Source organism: Mariniflexile sp. HNIBRBA6329 (assembly GCF_043558645.1).
In the GTDB taxonomy this organism is placed as follows: domain Bacteria; phylum Bacteroidota; class Bacteroidia; order Flavobacteriales; family Flavobacteriaceae; genus Mariniflexile.
The window spans coordinates 129,135-146,724 of record NZ_JBIFXS010000003.1 but is presented as its reverse complement, the minus strand read 5'-3'; the positions used below and the strand labels follow the sequence as shown (position 1 = coordinate 146,724).

Here is a 17,590-nt window from a genome sequence, read left to right as displayed (position 1 = left end):
ATTTAAAAAAAGAACATTATGAAAAAATTATTTTTAGTTATCGGAATCGCATTAATAGGATCAACCTCCATGTATGCACAACAAACGGACATAGATATTACACCAAACAATTCTTGGTTAAAAGCCGGATTAACAGCAGGTGTTCCAGTAGGTGATGCTAGTGATTTTTCTTCGTTTTCAGCTGGTGTAGATTTAAGAGGTCAGTATTTGTTCAATCCAAATTTTGCCATTGGAGTGGCTTCTGGTTATAGCCATTATTTTGGAAAAGATGGTTCTGATGATTTTGGTTTGGTGCCAGTAGCAGGTTTTGCCCGTTATTATTTCACGCCAGATGGTTTGTTTATAGGTACCGATGTTGGTTATGGTTTATTGACCAATGTAGATAATAACGACGGTGGTTTATATGTAAACCCACAAATTGGTTACCATAACCATGATTGGAATATTTATGCCTTTTACCAAAACACTTTTGCAGAAAACGATATCGATTTACAAAATGTGGGGGTAGGCGTAACTTACAATATTCGATTTAAATAATTATCAGTAAAAGTTATAAACGTAAAAAGGAGCATGTAAATGCTCCTTTTTTTATTTACTATTGTTTGGCAAGCCTAAACAAATTACATTTGCAAAACAAACAACACGTTACTTTAAATGAATACTATAACGAGTACCAATTTCAATTTCCCAAATCAAAAATCGGTTTATCACGGAAAAGTTAGAGAAGTCTACAATATAAACAACGAGCAGTTGGTTATGATTGCTACGGACCGCTTATCGGCTTTCGATGTGGTGATGCCAAAAGGAATTCCATACAAAGGGCAAATATTAAACCAAATCGCTACCAAAATGATGGCAGCTACAGAAGATTTGGTACCCAATTGGTTAACAGCAACACCCGACCCTAACGTTGCGGTAGGGCATTTGTGTGAACCTTTCAAAGTAGAAATGGTAATTCGTGGGTATATGAGTGGGCATGCAGCACGCGAGTATAAAGCAGGTAAACGTGTGCTTTGTGGTGTGGCCATGCCAGAAGGAATGAAAGAAAACGATAAGTTTCCAGAACCTATTATTACGCCGGCAACCAAAGCTGAAATGGGCGACCACGACGAAGATATTTCGCGTGAAGACATTTTAAAACGCGGTATTGTAAGTGAAGCAGATTATGTGGTATTGGAAGATTATACACGTAAATTATTCAACCGAGGTACCGAAATAGCTGCAAGCCGTGGTTTGATTTTAGTAGATACCAAATACGAATTTGGAAAAACCAAAGACGGACAAATTGTGTTGATTGATGAAATACATACTCCAGATTCCTCGCGTTATTTTTATGCAGATGGTTATGAAGACAGACAGGCAAAAGGCGAAGCCCAAAAACAACTAAGTAAAGAGTTTGTACGCCAATGGCTTATTGCCAATAACTTTCAAGGTTTAAAAGGACAAACCGTACCTGTTATGAGTGATGAATACATCGAAACCGTTAGCGAGCGTTATATAGAACTTTACGAAAACATTACAGGCGAAACCTTTATAAAAGGCGATGTAAACGATATACAAAAACGTATTGAAGATAATGTTTTGGCTTATTTAAAGTAGAAATTACTATTATATAAAATTGAAAAAGATCTTTAATTAAGGTCTTTTTTTATGCGGTATCTTGGGATTTGCGCTTACAGCCATTATTGGTAAACGCTTTTTGTAATTATTATTTTTTGTACTGATTAGTCTTTTCAAAGTATTTATTCAAAACCGACAGAGATATTAAGTCTTCCAATTGTTTGTTTTTAAATTGTGAGACATATTCATTGGCATTTTTAATTATTTCAATTGCTTTATCTACATTATTAATATAGTAATTTAGTTTGCTCTCCAAATCGGAATAATCATCATTTATTAAAACATAGTGATAATCAGGAATTAGAAGTCCTTCCATGAACCAAGTTTCAAACTTAGGTTTTGGCATAACAGCTAAAGAATTGGAAGACATAACCCATTTTAAATTACTGGCAACATCATTTCCCTCTAAGCAGAGGATAAATTTATACTCAAGTTGCTCATCAATAACCATTCTATTAACCTTCCATTTAGAATTAAGTTCATTATTATTTACTTTACCAATGTTGCACATGGGGTGCCCAAAATATTTTTCTAAAAATAGGACTCTATGTGGCTGTGTAGAATGTACTTTACCACGACTAACGAGCATATCTTTTTTAAGTGAAAATGGTCTTTTATCATTTTTAATATACATGAAATGTCTAACTTTATCCCATTTCAATAGTATTGAATAATCGTTATTGTTTAGAATGGGTCTGCTTTTTACTAAACTAGGTGCTTTTGGTATGTGCGTGATATCACCAAATAAAAAATGTCCTTTTAAATTTTGATTGAAAAACCTACTATATTCATAAAGATCAAAGAAATAAGTCTTAGAGCCTTTTATAAGCTTTAAATCAGATAATTTTATTGCTTCAGTTGTTAATTCAACAGGTTCTTTTAGCTTATTATAATAATTCAATCGAAATGCTATTTTTTCAATATCATCATCACTTAATGATTTTATAGATTTTAGTTTTTCACTTAGTTTTGCCTGGTAATAATTAGATTGAATTAATAACCTTATATAATTTTTAATATAGTACAGTACTTTATTGTTTTTATGCTTGTACGATAATCTCTTAATCTCCATTTTATACAAATTGCCAGTTTATGCTTTGATTTCGATTTTTTAATGTTTGCTAACTGTTTAGAATATAAATCCGTTTCTTTATATGGAAAACTGAAATAAGTTAAGGTAGACAAAAATCAGTTTTAGCGTCGCTTCTTTTTAACAATAACCTGTTTCGCTTTAATACGTACAAAAATGAGCTTATGGCGGCTTTTTGGGTTTTCGCGTTGCTCCAACTCAAAAATATCAATCGATTTTATTAATGGTGTAAGTTTTTCAAAACCAAAGTTTCTGGAATCGAAATTGGGTTGCTTTTTTTGTAGCAAGCTACCTACATCTCCTAAAAATGCCCACCCATCATCATCGGAAACATCGGCAATGGTGGTTTTAATAAGCTCGATATCTTTTGGAGTCAATTTATCAACGTTGTCTTTGGTGTCGTCGGTATCTTTGTTTTCCCTATCGGCTTTGTTCTTTAAAATTTCAACATAAATAAATTTATCGCAAGCCACAATAAACGGGTTAGGTGTCTTTTTTTCACCAATACCAATAACCAACATGCCCGCTTCTCGAAGTCTAACAGCCAATCGTGTAAAATCGCTATCGCTGGATACCAAACAAAAACCATTTACTTTGCCCGAATAGAGCACATCCATGGCATCAATAATCATAGCAGAATCGGTAGCGTTTTTTCCAGTGGTATAACCGTATTGTTGAATGGGCGTTATGGCATTTTCAAGCAAAAGGTTTTTCCATTTGGAAAGATGTGGGTTGGTCCAATCTCCATAAATACGTTTGATTGTGGGATTGCCGTATTTGGCAATTTCTTCCATCATTTCCTTTACGTGGGCCGACGGGATGTTATCACCATCAATAAGTACTGCTAAATTTATATTTGTGTCCATATATTTAAGTGTTGTGTGCAACTTTGAGTTGCTAAAAGTGTTTTAAAAAACAACTCACAAAATAGCGAAGTTAAGTTTTATAAACCAAAAAGGCGTTTATTTTGTTTTCTTTTTAGGCTTGCTTGCTTTGGCTAACGGGTTAAAAGCTAAGCATAAATCGAGCCAATAGGATAAGTCTGCATCGGCATCAAAACCATTGGGAATTACAAAAATATAACCTTTCATGGGTTTGCCCGTAAAATCCATAGGTAAGCAGTTTGGTTTTTTTAGTTCTTCTTCATAAACAGCTTCACCCACACGTGCCATGAGTAAATCGTCGCCAAATTTTTTATCAAAGTGGATGCCACAAAGCATCTTATTATCTACTTTAAAACATAAACCACCCATCATGTTGAGCTCTTTAAAAAAAATGTGTTTTTCTTTGAGTTGTTGGCGGATTCTATCGGCTAAAAAAGCATCGTAAGCCATCGTTTATCTTTTAAATAAATTTATAAACTTTCGGGCTAAAGTATATACAAAATGGTTGGTACGTGCGTAGTAAAACGATATTAGGCATACTACTATAACAAATGTAGCTGCGCCAAAAATAGCTTCCCAAGGGTTTAAAGATTGATTGAAGAATTTTTTCAAACCATAGCCTGTAAAACTTCCGTAAAGAATGATGAAATGTATCACATACATAGACAATGTTTTTTCACCTATTCGTGAAATAATGGATTGTTTTAGATAGCGTTCAAACGTGTAGAACAAGCCGAAGAGTAACAAAACATTACCCATTCGAATGAATAAATAATTAAAATCGGCACATCTATATAGCAATTCATAACCGGTTACTTTGTGAAGGTAAAAAAGAAAATCTGTAGAGTAGTAAATCAATAATAACCCAGCTATAAAAAACGTAGCTATTGTGAAATGTTTAAAACGACTGCGGTGTGCATGCCTAAAAAATACGGTAGCGAAGAAAGCTCCAAATGCCGAATATCCAAACCATGGTAAAATGGTAAAAACGGATCCGTTAACTTTGGTCATGTAATTGGCAAAAAATAACGGCACATTATCTATAACCAATTTTCTGTACAAAGGTTCGGTTAAAAATATACTGCATCCAATACAAAAAAGCACCACAGAAAACAGGTAGCTATGATTCTTGAATATAGAAAAAAGGATAACCAATAGAATAAGCGATAAGCCAATACATTGCAATACGTCTATCACCAAAAAATACGGACTAAAATATCCCGTAAACCAACTTACTAAATTAACACGTAAACTGTAGCCTATGGCTAATAGTAAAAGCCCCCTGAAGATCCCTTTTTTAATTCTTTTTTTAACTTCGCCTTTGGCATTAGCACGTAATAACAAATAGGAAAAAACCAACCCAGAAATAGTAAAAAAAGTAGGAGCCGTTATGCCTCTAAAGTAAGACCAAACGTTGTAAGCTGGGTAAATAGGATTTCTGTAAAGCGGGTCTAATAGGGTATCTATAAAATGCCCTTGGAGCATCATTAATATAGCAAATGCCCTAACGGCATCAATGAAATATAAGCGATTAGTTTGCAATCTTAAATTCGGTTTGATTAGGGTAAATATACTTCTAATAATTAAAACTAAGTAAACCTTCTATAATATTTGTAAAATTATATTAAGATATTTTTAACAGAAAATGCAACGCTTTGAAAATCTGATATATTGATTGGGAATTTATATTTGAAATCTGTTTGCATTTTAAAGATCATTCAAATAAAGGAGAAAATGTATTTAGATTTAGTGAGTAAATATTATATTAGCAGTCGCGTCTTGCTCAATATTTATGTTAAAAATTAATGATTCAATAATCATTGTGTAAAAAAAATGATTAATTCTGAAAAGGAAAATCTATATCTTAAAAGATGGATATTAATTAATGAATACGTAAAAGAATGTTTTTTTTTGACCAAAAGAATCGAAGAGCAGTAAGATGCAGGATAGATTAAGTTTTAAAAAAAGGTAATTTGATAAACAGTTGAAACGTTCTATGGTTTATCAACTTAAATATTAACCAACTAATAAAATTAAAAATGACAAAAAACAATGCAAAAGCTTATTGGAAAGAAAATATCAGGTATCTCTTTATACTTTTAGCCATTTGGTTTTTTGTGTCTTATGGTGCAGGAATACTGTTTAAAGACGCTTTAAATCAAATAAAAATGGGAGGTTTTAAACTAGGTTTTTGGTTTGCACAACAAGGTTCAATTTATGTTTTTGTTGTTCTTATATTCGTATATGTTCGCCTTATGAATAAACTAGATAAAAAATACGGATATGATGAATAGTTTATTTTTAGCATCAGGTTTAGGAGTACAAAATTGGACTTACATTATAGTCGGACTTACTTTCACACTTTATATTGGTATTGCCATTTGGTCTAGAGCAGGCTCCACCAAAGAGTTTTATGTCGCAGGAGGTGGTGTATCGCCTTTAGCCAACGGTATGGCAACCGCAGCCGACTGGATGAGTGCAGCATCGTTTATTTCCATGGCAGGAATTATTTCTTTTGCAGGGTACGATGGTGCGGTCTATTTAATGGGATGGACTGGCGGTTACGTTCTGCTAGCTTTGTTGTTGGCGCCTTATTTACGAAAATTTGGAAAATTTACCGTACCCGATTTTATAGGAGACAGATATTATTCCAACTCTGCCCGTATGGTGGGTGTTTTTTGCGCCCTTTTAGTTTCGTTTACTTATGTAGCAGGACAAATGCGCGGGGTAGGTTTGGTATTTTCACGTTTTCTAGAGGTTGATATCAATACAGGGGTTATTATTGGTATGATAATCGTGTTGTTTTATGCAGTTCTTGGAGGCATGAAAGGTATCACATATACACAAGTAGCGCAATACTGTGTGCTTATTTTTGCTTTTATGGTACCTGCTATTTTTATTTCGATTCAAATGACAGGAAATCCAATTCCGCAATTAGGTTTTGGAGACACTTTAGCTGATGGTTCAGGAACATATTTATTAGATAAATTAGATGGTTTGAGTACCGATTTGGGTTTTGCAGAATATACTGAAGGTTCAAAATCTATGATAGATGTATTCGCCATCACGTTAGCTTTAATGGTTGGAACCGCAGGTTTACCACATGTTATTGTGCGATTTTTTACAGTAAAACGTGTGAAAGATGCCCGTAAATCGGCAGGTTTAGCTTTGTTGTTAATCGCTATTTTATATACGGCAGCGCCAGCGGTCTCTGTTTTTGCAAGAACGAATTTAATTGAAACGGTTAGCAATAAAGAATATCTTGATATGCCTCAATGGTTTATAACATGGGAGGAAACCAAATTAATAGGATTTTTAGATAAAAATTCAGATGGAAAAATTCAATATTTAGCAGGTGAAGCATTTTTAAAAGATGAAGAAGGGCAATTTGATTTTAATAAACCAAATCCGAATACAGATAATGAATTGTATGTAGATAATGATATCATGGTACTTGCCAACCCGGAAATTGCAAATTTACCAGATTGGGTTATTGCTTTAGTAGCAGCAGGAGCATTAGCAGCGGCTCTATCTACCGCAGCAGGATTGTTGTTGGTTATTTCGTCGTCAGTATCTCACGATTTAATTAAGAAAATGATCAACCCGAACATTACAGAAAAAGGCGAATTAATTGCTGCACGTTTGTCGGCTGTAGTAGCAGTTTGTGTGGCGGGTTATTTTGGTATCAATCCACCAGGATTTGTGGCAGCCACCGTGGCTTTGGCGTTCGGTTTAGCGGCAGCATCCTTTTTTCCAGCCATTATTTTAGGGATCTTTTATAAGAAGATGAATAAAGAAGGCGCTATTGCAGGTATGGTTGTAGGCATTTCATCTATGCTATTTTACATGCTTAAATTTAAGTTCGATTGGTTTGGCGGTGGCGGAAAAGCAGATTGGTGGTTCGGAATTTCGCCCGAAGGTTTTGGAACTATCGCCATGATTCTTAATTTTATAGTGTCTATTGTTATTATGAAATTTACACCTGAACCGCCACAAGATGTACAGGATATTGTTGAAAATATACGTATACCAAGTGGTGCAGGTGAAGCTACAGGACATTAGTTTAATGGACAATTAACAATTAATAATTAAAAAGGTTAAGTCGGATGTTGTGGAGTTGTTTAGTTGATTTTTCAACTTAATAACAAACAACTAAACGACAAACAAATCAACAACATACAACAATGAGTAATTACCACATAAAGCATTTAGAAGAATACTATCAGGTTTATAGAAAATCCATTAGAGAGCCCGAAAATTTTTGGGAAGAAGTAGCCGAAGAACATTTTGTATGGCGTAAGAAATGGGATAACGTTTTAAGTTGGGATTTTACCAAACCCGAGGTAAAATGGTTTGAAGGTGCCAAATTAAATATTACCGAAAACTGCATCGACAGGCATTTAGCAACACGTGGTGAAAAAACAGCTATTTTGTTTGAACCGAATAATCCTGATGAGCCTTCGGAGCATATTACATATAGCCAATTGCACAAGCGGGTTAACCGGTTTGCCAATGTACTTAAAGCACAGGGCATTCAAAAAGGAGACCGTGTATGTATTTATGTGCCTATGATTCCAGAACTCGCTATTTCATTATTGGCATGTGCGCGTATTGGCGCCATTCATTCGGTGGTATTTGCTGGATTTTCGGCAACAGCTCTAGCCACGCGTATTAACGATAGCGATTGTAAAATGGTTATTACGGCCGATGGGTCGTATCGAGGTGCTAAATCCATCGATTTAAAAGGTATTGTAGATGAAGCTCTGGAACAATGCCCATGTGTAAAAAGTGTATTGGTAGCAAAACGCACCAATTCTGAAATTATAATGAAGGAAGGTCGCGATTTATGGTTGCAACCACTTTTAGATGCTGCATCGACAGATTGTAAAGCTGAAATTATGGACGCTGAAGATCCTTTGTTCATATTGTATACTTCAGGTTCCACTGGATTACCAAAAGGCATGGTACACACCACGGCTGGTTATATGGTTTATACCGCATACACGTTTAAAAACGCCTTTCAATACAGAGAAAATGACGTGTATTGGTGTACTGCCGATATTGGTTGGATTACGGGGCATAGTTATATCGTTTACGGTCCGTTAGCAAACGGAGCAACAACCGTCATGTTTGAAGGCGTACCCAGTTATCCAGATTTTGGGCGTTTTTGGCAAATAGTAGAAAAACATAAAGTAACACAGTTTTATACAGCGCCAACCGCCATTCGTGCGTTGGCAAAACAAGGCGTGGAATTGGTTGAAAAGTTCGATTTAACATCCTTAAAAGTACTAGGAAGTGTGGGTGAACCAATCAACGAAGAAGCGTGGCATTGGTACAATGATGTGGTAGGGAAAAATAAAAGCCCAATTGTAGATTCTTGGTGGCAAACCGAAACAGGTGGTATTATGATAACGCCTATACCTTATGTTACACCAACCAAGCCAACCTATGCCACCTTGCCATTTATAGGCGTACAACCCGCATTAATGGATGAACATGGCAACGAGTTAAAAGGCAATCAAGTAGAAGGGCGTTTGTGTATTAAATTCCCGTGGCCATCTATAGCACGTACCATTTGGGGCAATCATGAGCGTTATAGAGAAACTTATTTTTCGGCCTACGAAAATAAATATTTTACAGGTGATGGTGCGTTGCGAGATGAAGTGGGATACTACCGTATTACGGGTAGGGTAGATGATGTTATTATTGTATCGGGGCATAACTTAGGAACAGCTCCTATTGAAGACGCTATCAACGAACATCCAGCAGTAGCGGAATCTGCCATTGTAGGTTTTCCACACGATATAAAAGGTAGTGCTTTATATGGTTATGTAACCCTAAAAGATACTGGAGAGTATAGAAACCATGACAATTTAAGAAAAGAAATCAATCAGCTTATTTCCGATAAAATTGGTCCTATTGCAAAACTGGATAAAATACAGTTTACACAAGGTTTGCCAAAAACACGCTCAGGAAAAATTATGCGTCGTATTTTACGTAAAATAGCAAGCAAGGATACTTCAAATTTAGGTGATACGAGTACGCTATTAAACCCAGAGGTGGTACAGGATATTATGGATAATGCCCTTTAAAAAAAAGTAAATAATTGACAATTATCAATTGATAATTGTCAATTATTTTGCAACAAATATTCCCAATTCAAATGCTTACGTTTATCCAATCGGGAAACTATTTTTAAAAATACTAAAGCGGTAATTAAGGCATCCCCCGTAGCGGTATGTCTATCAACCATAGGCACGTTGAGCTCTTTACATAATTCATCCAATGAATAAGATTTATCTTGTTGTCTATAAATAATATGAATTGATTTTTTATAAATGACACCTGTATCTATAAACTTGTTTTTTAGTTTTCCCAAACCATGTCTTAAAAGCATTTCGTTAATCATACATCTATCAAAATTAGCATGATGAGCAATTAAAACATCGTCTTTTATATATGATAAAAATATTTTTATAGCTTCTAATTCCGATATTTTTTCTTGTGAACCTGTTTTCATTAAACCATGAATTTCAACAGTTTCAGGTTTGAAAACATCTTGCTTTAAATACAGTTCTAAGCTATTGTTCACTTGAATGGTTTTGCCTGTAAAGGAAACAGCACCAATAGATAACACACGGTCTTCTTTTTTATCAAATCCTGTAGTTTCGGTATCAAAAGCTACAAATCGGGTGTTTACAATAGGGTTTTCTTTGTTCTTTTTCTTATTAAATAACTCAAGATATTCTTTCCAAAAATCTGGAAAACCTTGTTTTTTCTTAAATAACCAACCAAAATTCATCGTTACATAAAGTTTTTTAAATCGAATCTCATTTTTAAGGTTTCCTGAATTTCTTGAATGGGTTTAAAGCAACGTCTCAACTTTAGTTTTTCTTCTTTGTTAAGGGTTTCCAATTCAATAAATTTTCCTGAGTTGTTATGTAATAAACCTTGTTTTGTTTTAAATTTTGATAAAGCCTTAAAAGCATAAGAACACGATTGGTAAAGTTCTTTATTATTGGGCTCTATTTCTGCTAGTTTTTCAAAACGTTCCGAAGTGTTGTTGATGCCTTTTATATTATTGCTTAAAGTGAGTAACCTAGCGGCATCAATTAAGGGCATCAACGCTCTACTTTTTATATTGAAAAGGTCTTTTTGTTCGCCATTTTCTTCAACTAAAAACTGCTTAAAGAAACCAAGTGGTGGTGGGTTTTTAAGCGCATCTCTTCCTAAAAATTTAAAGAATAAGGATGTTTTACTTAAGGTTACGTAAATGGAATCTGATAATTCATCAATCAAATTTTTATCGCCATAAACACCGTTGTAGTCAAAAAATATAGACGATAATAAAATGGCTTTTTCATCGGGGTTTAAAATCCAATTTTCAAATTGTAATTTCCATTCGGTAATAGATTTACACCATGCTACATTGCTAGCCATCATATCGGCTTCACAATATTCAAATCCTATTTTGTTTAAAGCTTTTGTAACCAGTTTTGCTAGTTCTAAAAAATAAGCTTGTGTTTCTTCATATTTGTTTTTTTCAACATCTTGAAAAACAATAGCATTGTCTTGGTCTGTAAAAAGCAATTGTTCTTTTCTGCCTTGACTACCAATAGACATCCATGAAAACGTTACGGGAGGAGGCGTGGGCATTTTTTTTATAGCCAATTCTATAGCGCGAACCGTAACAGCATCATTAATTTGCGAAATGATTTTTACGATGTGTGAAATAGGAATGTTTTGTTCTAAATAGCTCTTTAGGAGGGTGTTGGCTTTAAGTCTGGCAGTTCGTAGTTTTTTTGCACGTTTGGCACGTTTTATCTCTTTTAAAATCACCGACGGATTGTTACCTAAAGTAACCAATACGTCGTGGTGTGTTAATACGCCTATAAGTTTAGAATTCACCGTGCCGTCTTTGGTAATGCATAAATGCCCGATATTGTGTTTTATCATTTGAAGTTGACCATCGGCGACTGTTAAATCTTTTTTATTGGTGATAACAGGCGAACTCATAATATTGGTAACCCGCGTTTCAATGGGAAATAAACCAGTGGCGATTTTATTTTTAATGTCACTGTTTGTAATGATGCCTACAGGGTTTATATCATCATCTACAACAACAATACAGCCAATTTTATACTTACTCATTTTTATAGCTGCATCTTTCAATGATGATTTAAAATCGCAAGTAATGGGGTTTTTAGAATAATTAGCTGTTTGAAAACTAACAACATCTTGGGATGTACTTGGTAAATAATCGGAAAATATTTTACCGGTTTCCTCGGCTGTATAGGGGTCGTAGGCATTGGTAGCAAACGCCGTAATTAAAAATTTGTAAACACTTGGGTTGTCATTGGTAACTTTTTGAAAGGTGTCTATTGGAATGCCATATACAATAGATTCTTCGTTAGCGGTTGCAGTAAGCTTGTAATCTTCTTTGGCAATCAGGGGGCGTACGCCAAAAATATCACCGGCATCACTAATGTTTACAATTTCTTGTACGTTGTTATTGTTTGTATGAAATGAGGTAATGGCACCATTTCGAACCATGTAGAAATATTCGTTAAAGGCATCCCCTTTTTTAAACAACGTATCGCCTTTTTCTAAATAAATAATAGAAACCTGTTTTGAAATCTCCAATAAATCATCAGCTTTTAAAATATTAAAGGGTGGATAATTCTTTAGAAAATCGTAAACACGTTCTGCAATGGAATTCTTCATTAATTATTGTTTTTTGAAAAAGGTATTTTATGTAAGAGAGAAGCAATCTAATTCTTTATCAAAATAGATTGCTTCAATAATGGTTTAAATAAGCTTTATTCTTTGTTAAGAATTAAATCATTTTAAAATCTAAAAGCAATTCACCTTCAACATAGCCTTGTAAATGGTCGCCTTTATGTATTTCGCCAGCACCAACCGCAGGAGTACCTGTAAAAATAAGGTCGCCTGGTTCTAAAGTCATGTATTTTGAAGTGAATGAAATAATATCGCTAAAGGTATAAATCATTAACGCCGTGTTTCCCACTTGTTTTTCTTCACCATTAATCACCAAACGAAAATTAATATCATCCAATTTTGGGAAGTTAGAAACCGGTTTAAAGTTTGAAATAGGAGCAGCACCATCAAAACCTTTACCTAAATCCCACGGACCTTTGGTTTCTCTACAAGCGTTAAAAACATCTTTAGCCGTATAATCGATACCAACGCCAATTTCCGAAATGTACGAAGCAGCATCTTCTAAACTAATGTCTTTTCCTTTTTTACCAATTTTGATAACCAATTCAATTTCATAGTTTAATTGATTGGTGAAACTTGGGTAAACCACATCTTTGTTGTCTCGTACAAGGCTAGATTCTGGCTTAGAAAATATAATTTGATTTCCTGTTTTGTTGCCACTTATTTCTTCTTTATTACTTACATAGTTTTTGCCTATAGCCAGAATTTTCATAGTATTTTGATTTAGTTTAAAATTTAGATTGTAAATTTAGTGAAATATGAGGTTTAAAATTAAAAGAAATTTAACTTCTTTATACTCTGTACTGCTGTAGTTTTTCCGTATCTTCATATCGTTAATTCAATTTTAAAATTGTTTATTTTAATTCTATTTATTATGGCTAAATCACACGACGCTAAGAAAACGGTTAAAAAAGAACCTCTTTTAACACCGAAAGAAAAAAAAGCTGCAAAACTTGCTAAAAAGGCAAAACGCGATTAAGAATTTATAACTTTTCAATCATTTAGAAACCACCCTGAAAAGTGGTTTTTTATTTATATTTTTTATCATGACCATTTCAGAACTACAGACCACGGAATATCATACGTTTTATAGTAATTATTTGGCATTAGTACCTAAAGACCTATCGCTAATAGATGGGTTTAAAGATAGTTCTCAAGATATTATTGACTTCTTTCAAAATATACCTGCTATTAAATTGAATTATGCTTATGCTAATGAAAAATGGAACGTGAAGGAAGTTTTTCAACACCTCATTGACACCGAACGTGTATTTCAATACCGTTGTTTTTGTATGGCAAGACAGGATAAAACATCGTTACCTGGGTTTGAGCAAAACGATTATATTTCACCTTCAAACGCAAAAAATAAAAGTTTGGAATCGTTGATTGAAGAATTTAAAACGGTTCGACAAAGTTTTATTGCTTTGCTTAATTCTTTAAATGATGAAGATTTAAAATGTATAGGGGTTGCTAATGGTAATGCGATGTCTGCCAGAGCCGCTGCGTTTATTATTTTAGGGCATTACCAATGGCATATAGATATCATTAAAGAACGGTATTTATAATTTAATTCGATATTAACTAGCTAAGGCTAAGGCTGTTTTTCGTTTTATGGCAACAAAAACCAATACAGATAAAACACCAAAAATAGAAAACCCAATAAATAGTGGTAAAACTGATGTTTTTACAAAACCACCAATAAAATTAGCAATAGGTACTGCCATAACTGTAGAAATAAAACCATTTAGGGCAGCTCCAACACCAGCTATATGTCCTAAAGGTTGCATCGCCAACGCTCGTAAGTTTCCAAATATAAAGCCTACAGCAAAAAACTGTAAACCAAAGAAGGTGATTAGAATATAAATATTAGGGTTATTTCCAGACCAAAATAAAACTACATATAAAATGGAAACAATACTATAGGCAACGGTTGCCATATAGCCCAGTTTGAACATACCAAACCTTACAACCAAGGCACTGTTTAAATAGGTGGCAAGCCCAATGGAAATGGCTAAACTTGCAAATATATATGGGAACATATCAGACAAATGGTATTGGTCCACAAAAATTTGTTGCGAAGTACTTAAATATACCATAAACGAGCCCGTAATAAAACCAGAAACCAATGTGTAAGAAATAGCTTCTGGGTATTTAAAGAATTCTTTAATACCATTCGAGAATAAATGCGGTGTAAAATTTACGCGTTTTTCTTTTGGAAGGGTTTCGGGTTGACGGAGCCAAAACCAAGTCATAATCATTATTCCGAATACCAAATTGAAATAAAAAATAGATTGCCAATTAAAAAACTGAAGAAAAAAAGTACCCAATGTAGGTGCAATTACAGGAACTAGAATAAAGAACATCACCACTATAGATACTATTTTAGCCATATAATCTCCACTATACGAGTCTCTTACCATAGAAATGCTTAAACTTCTAGGAGATGATAAACCAACACCTTGAAGCACACGACCAATAAGCATTACTTCAAAGTTTTCAGTAGTTACACAAACAATACTGGCAACTATAAAAACTAAAAACCCAAAAAACACAATGGGCTTTCTTCCAAAGCTATCAGATAAAGGCCCGAAAATAAGTTGTCCAAAACCTAGACCTAAAAAAATCATGGTAATAAGTAATTGGTTATCGCTTGGGTTTGTAATATGTAAAGAAGTACCAATATCTGGTAGCGCTGGTAATAAAGCATCAATAGATAGGGCTACTATAGACATTAAGGAAGCCATCAATGCTACAAATTCAAATTTAAAGGTTTGCGTTTTTTGCATGTGGCAAAAGTACCTCTATAAAATAAGTTAAAAGTTAATTTAGATTAATAAACCCGCGATATATTGTTAAATTTGTATTAAACCTTTTTGTAAATGAACTTCGACCCCTTATTAAAATACATAAACAATTATATAGATTTAACGGATGATGAAATTGCTTTTTTAATATCTAAACTCATTATTAGAAAGTATTTAAAAGGACAATATATTGTACAGCAAGGTGATATATGTAAATATGAATGTTTTGTTTTGAAGGGCTGTACCAAAACATTTTATGTTGATAAAGAAGGGCAGGAGCATATTCTTATGTTTTCAATTGAAGATTGGTGGACTTCGGATATGGGGAGCTTCATCACCCAAACCCCGGCCGATTTTAATGTTCAATGTTTGGAAAATTCTGAATTGGTAATGTTTTCCTATGATATTATTGAAGATTTGTACAGAGAAATCCCAAAATTGGAACGTTTTTTTAGACAAATTATAGAACGTGCTTTTGTAGCATCTCAAAAACGTATCGTTAGAAGTTTTAGTCTTACTGCCAAAGAACAATACCTTTATTTTAGAGACCAATATCCTCTTATTGAGCAACGTATCCCTCAGTATATGATTGCATCTTACCTTGGTATTACTAAAGAATTCCTTAGTAAAATTAAAAGCCAGTTAATTTTGGAACAATAAATGTTAAACTAGTTTAACATCATTTGATAATCTATGTCATTTTCTACAACGTATATGTTTTAGATATTTGTACCAGTAATTTATCATGAATACTTTAATAGAAAAAATAAGCGCGGTAAACGATTTAATCCTTCAAGGTAAGGGATTGGAAGCTTTTGATATTTATTATCATGAAGACGTTATAATGCAAGAAAATGACAACGAAATATTCATTGGAAAAGAAGTAAATAGAAAACGCGAAGAAGCCTTTTTTGCCGCTATAACGGAATTTAGATGTGCAAAGCCCTTAAAAGTAACCGTGGGCGAAAAAACAACCATGGTAGAATGGATGTTTGATTATACACACAAAAACTTGGGTTGTAAAAACTATACGCAAGTAGCTGTTCAAGAGTGGCAAGACGGAAAAATTATAAAAGAAAAATTTTATTACGGATCATAAACAAAAACAAAAACAAGATGAAAAAAACAATTAAAAATTTAGCAATCGTAGCTTTGGTAGCATTCACAACATTTTCTTTCACAACAAAATCGGGAGAGAAAAAAGAAATAAAAACAGATAAAAGTAAAGTAGTTTGGAAAGGTTATAAAGTAACAGGGTCACACGAAGGTACTGTTGCTATACAATCGGGCTCTTTAACATTTGATGATAATAAATTAGTTGGTGGTGAGTTTGTAATGGATATGAACAGCATCGGTTCTACGGATTTAGAAGGTAATATGAAAGGAAAACTGGATGGACATTTAAAATCGGACGATTTTTTTGGTGTTGAAAAACATCCAACAGCAAAATTGGTATTTACTAAAGTAACTCCTTCAGGAAAAAATGCATACACGGTTACTGGCGATTTAACTATAAAAGGAAAAACAAATCCAGCAACGTTTACCATTTCAATTTACGGAAACAAAGCAACAGCATCTTTAAAGGTTGATAGAACAAAGTACGATGTTCGTTACGGTTCTACAAGCTTTTTTGATGGGTTGAAAGATAAAGCTATTTACGATGAATTTGACTTAGTAGCAGATTTAGAGTTTTAATTACAGAGTGACTGATTCAATAGCTAAATAAAAGGGTGTTCAGAAATGAACGCCCTTTTCGATTTTTATAGGGTTTTAAAAAGCTTATCTTTGTTTGTTCAAATAAACGCTATGTCTTTTAAAAAAATTATAGAACCTCTTAAAGATAATTTACAAAAAAACGGAATTACCCAGCCCAATCCACTTCAAACAGCCATCCTTTCAAAAATAAAAGGAGGTAGAAGTATGTTTGTAATAGCGCCAAAAAATGCTGGTAAAACCACAAGCATTGTAATAAGTGTAATAAACAAATTGAAGGAAGCCTTTGAAGATGCGCCTCGTGCTTTAATTTTTGTAAAAGATAAAGAAGAAGCATTGAAGCTTGAAGAAATTTTCAATACCTATAAACGAGGGACTGATTTGCGTGTGTATTGTGCTTATGAAGAACACAATATGGAGTTACAGCGTGAAGAGCTTTACTTAGGAACCGATATTGTTATAGCAACTCCAAAACGGCTTAATAGAATTTTTTATTTAAACGGAATCAACTTGAACAAATTACAAATGTGCATTGTTGAAGATGCCGAATTTTTATTTAGAAACAATAATTTTGCTGAGGTAACCAGAACGCCAGAAAGCATCAGTAAATGTCAATATCTTGTATTTTCTGATAAGTTTGACACCCGTTTTGAGCGTTGGCAAGACTCCTTTATGTACTTGTCGGAAACCGTAGAGTTTTCTAATTAGCTAATAATCTTTTACTTAATTGTATCAATTCA

General features: G+C 33.8%; 17 protein-coding genes and 1 pseudogene. 10 read left to right on the top strand and 8 right to left on the bottom strand.

The genetic code is table 11. The features are described from left to right. The first annotated feature begins 18 nt into the window (after positions 1-18). Positions 19-537 (top strand): hypothetical protein, encoded by a 519-nt coding sequence (locus ACGK9U_RS05240; protein WP_394465317.1) that lies wholly within the window; start codon positions 19-21, stop codon positions 535-537. Between the two features lie 117 nt (positions 538-654). Next, entirely contained in the window at positions 655-1,599 is a 945-nt protein-coding gene (locus ACGK9U_RS05235) for a phosphoribosylaminoimidazolesuccinocarboxamide synthase (protein WP_394465316.1), read from the top strand. 109 nt (positions 1,600-1,708) lie between these two features. Here the strand turns inward: ACGK9U_RS05235 and ACGK9U_RS05230 are convergent, their stop codons facing one another. From ACGK9U_RS05230 to ACGK9U_RS05215, 4 genes are all read right to left on the bottom strand, one after another. Beyond that, positions 1,709-2,692, bottom strand: coding sequence for a glycosyl transferase family 90 (locus ACGK9U_RS05230; RefSeq protein ID WP_394465315.1), 984 nt, complete (start codon positions 2,690-2,692; stop codon positions 1,709-1,711). Positions 2,693-2,814: 122 nt separating this feature from the next. Next, complete coding sequence (locus tag ACGK9U_RS05225) at positions 2,815-3,576, bottom strand: NYN domain-containing protein (RefSeq protein ID WP_394465314.1); 762 nt, start codon at positions 3,574-3,576, stop codon at positions 2,815-2,817. Positions 3,577-3,672: 96 nt separating this feature from the next. Beyond that, positions 3,673-4,044: an RNA methyltransferase gene (locus tag ACGK9U_RS05220; protein WP_394465313.1), complete on the bottom strand. Its 372-nt coding sequence runs from the start codon at positions 4,042-4,044 to the stop codon at positions 3,673-3,675. A gap of 3 nt (positions 4,045-4,047) precedes the next feature. After that, positions 4,048-5,136 carry a heparan-alpha-glucosaminide N-acetyltransferase domain-containing protein gene (locus ACGK9U_RS05215; RefSeq protein ID WP_394465312.1) on the bottom strand — a complete coding sequence of 363 codons (1,089 nt, stop codon included), beginning with the start codon at positions 5,134-5,136 and terminating at the stop codon, positions 4,048-4,050. A gap of 497 nt (positions 5,137-5,633) precedes the next feature. Between ACGK9U_RS05215 and ACGK9U_RS05210 the strand changes: the two genes are divergently transcribed. The 3 genes and pseudogenes from ACGK9U_RS05210 to acs all read left to right on the top strand — a co-directional run. Then, complete coding sequence (locus ACGK9U_RS05210; RefSeq protein WP_394465311.1) at positions 5,634-5,888, top strand: DUF4212 domain-containing protein; 255 nt, start codon at positions 5,634-5,636, stop codon at positions 5,886-5,888. Beyond that, positions 5,881-7,656, top strand: a complete 1,776-nt coding sequence (locus ACGK9U_RS05205; RefSeq protein ID WP_394465568.1) for a sodium:solute symporter family protein — start codon at positions 5,881-5,883, stop codon at positions 7,654-7,656. Before ACGK9U_RS05210 ends, ACGK9U_RS05205 begins: the two co-directional genes overlap by 8 nt. A gap of 104 nt (positions 7,657-7,760) precedes the next feature. Next, positions 7,761-9,686 (top strand): annotated as a pseudogene (acs, locus tag ACGK9U_RS05200) (acetate--CoA ligase); the annotation flags it as partial. Positions 9,687-9,724: 38 nt separating this feature from the next. Here acs and ACGK9U_RS05195 read toward each other — a convergent pair. From ACGK9U_RS05195 to ACGK9U_RS05185, 3 genes are all read right to left on the bottom strand, one after another. Next, the gene (locus ACGK9U_RS05195; protein ID WP_394465310.1) at positions 9,725-10,396 is read right to left on the bottom strand and encodes an exonuclease domain-containing protein; all 672 of its coding nucleotides are present in this window, start codon (positions 10,394-10,396) and stop codon (positions 9,725-9,727) included. Positions 10,397-10,398: 2 nt separating this feature from the next. After that, complete coding sequence (locus ACGK9U_RS05190; protein WP_394465309.1) at positions 10,399-12,318, bottom strand: DUF294 nucleotidyltransferase-like domain-containing protein; 1,920 nt, start codon at positions 12,316-12,318, stop codon at positions 10,399-10,401. 112 nt (positions 12,319-12,430) lie between these two features. After that, the gene (locus ACGK9U_RS05185; protein ID WP_394465308.1) at positions 12,431-13,045 is read right to left on the bottom strand and encodes a fumarylacetoacetate hydrolase family protein; all 615 of its coding nucleotides are present in this window, start codon (positions 13,043-13,045) and stop codon (positions 12,431-12,433) included. Positions 13,046-13,379: 334 nt separating this feature from the next. On the opposite strand from ACGK9U_RS05185, the gene ACGK9U_RS05180 reads away from it, so the two are divergent. Then, positions 13,380-13,898 (top strand): DinB family protein, encoded by a 519-nt coding sequence (locus tag ACGK9U_RS05180; RefSeq protein WP_394465307.1) that lies wholly within the window; start codon positions 13,380-13,382, stop codon positions 13,896-13,898. Positions 13,899-13,910: 12 nt separating this feature from the next. Here ACGK9U_RS05180 and ACGK9U_RS05175 read toward each other — a convergent pair whose 3' ends face one another. Beyond that, on the bottom strand, positions 13,911-15,119 hold the full coding sequence (locus ACGK9U_RS05175) for a multidrug effflux MFS transporter (RefSeq protein ID WP_394465306.1): 1,209 nt from the start codon (positions 15,117-15,119) through the stop codon (positions 13,911-13,913). Between the two features lie 93 nt (positions 15,120-15,212). On the opposite strand from ACGK9U_RS05175, the gene ACGK9U_RS05170 reads away from it, so the two are divergent. From ACGK9U_RS05170 to ACGK9U_RS05155, 4 genes are all read left to right on the top strand, one after another. After that, entirely contained in the window at positions 15,213-15,797 is a 585-nt protein-coding gene (locus ACGK9U_RS05170) for a Crp/Fnr family transcriptional regulator (RefSeq protein ID WP_394465305.1), read from the top strand. An 85-nt stretch (positions 15,798-15,882) separates the two neighbouring features. Then, complete coding sequence (locus ACGK9U_RS05165; protein WP_394465304.1) at positions 15,883-16,236, top strand: SnoaL-like domain-containing protein; 354 nt, start codon at positions 15,883-15,885, stop codon at positions 16,234-16,236. A 17-nt stretch (positions 16,237-16,253) separates the two neighbouring features. Next, positions 16,254-16,832, top strand: a complete 579-nt coding sequence (locus ACGK9U_RS05160; protein ID WP_394465303.1) for a YceI family protein — start codon at positions 16,254-16,256, stop codon at positions 16,830-16,832. Between the two features lie 111 nt (positions 16,833-16,943). After that, positions 16,944-17,558: a DEAD/DEAH box helicase gene (locus ACGK9U_RS05155; RefSeq protein WP_394465302.1), complete on the top strand. Its 615-nt coding sequence runs from the start codon at positions 16,944-16,946 to the stop codon at positions 17,556-17,558. The last annotated feature ends 32 nt before the right edge of the window (positions 17,559-17,590 follow it).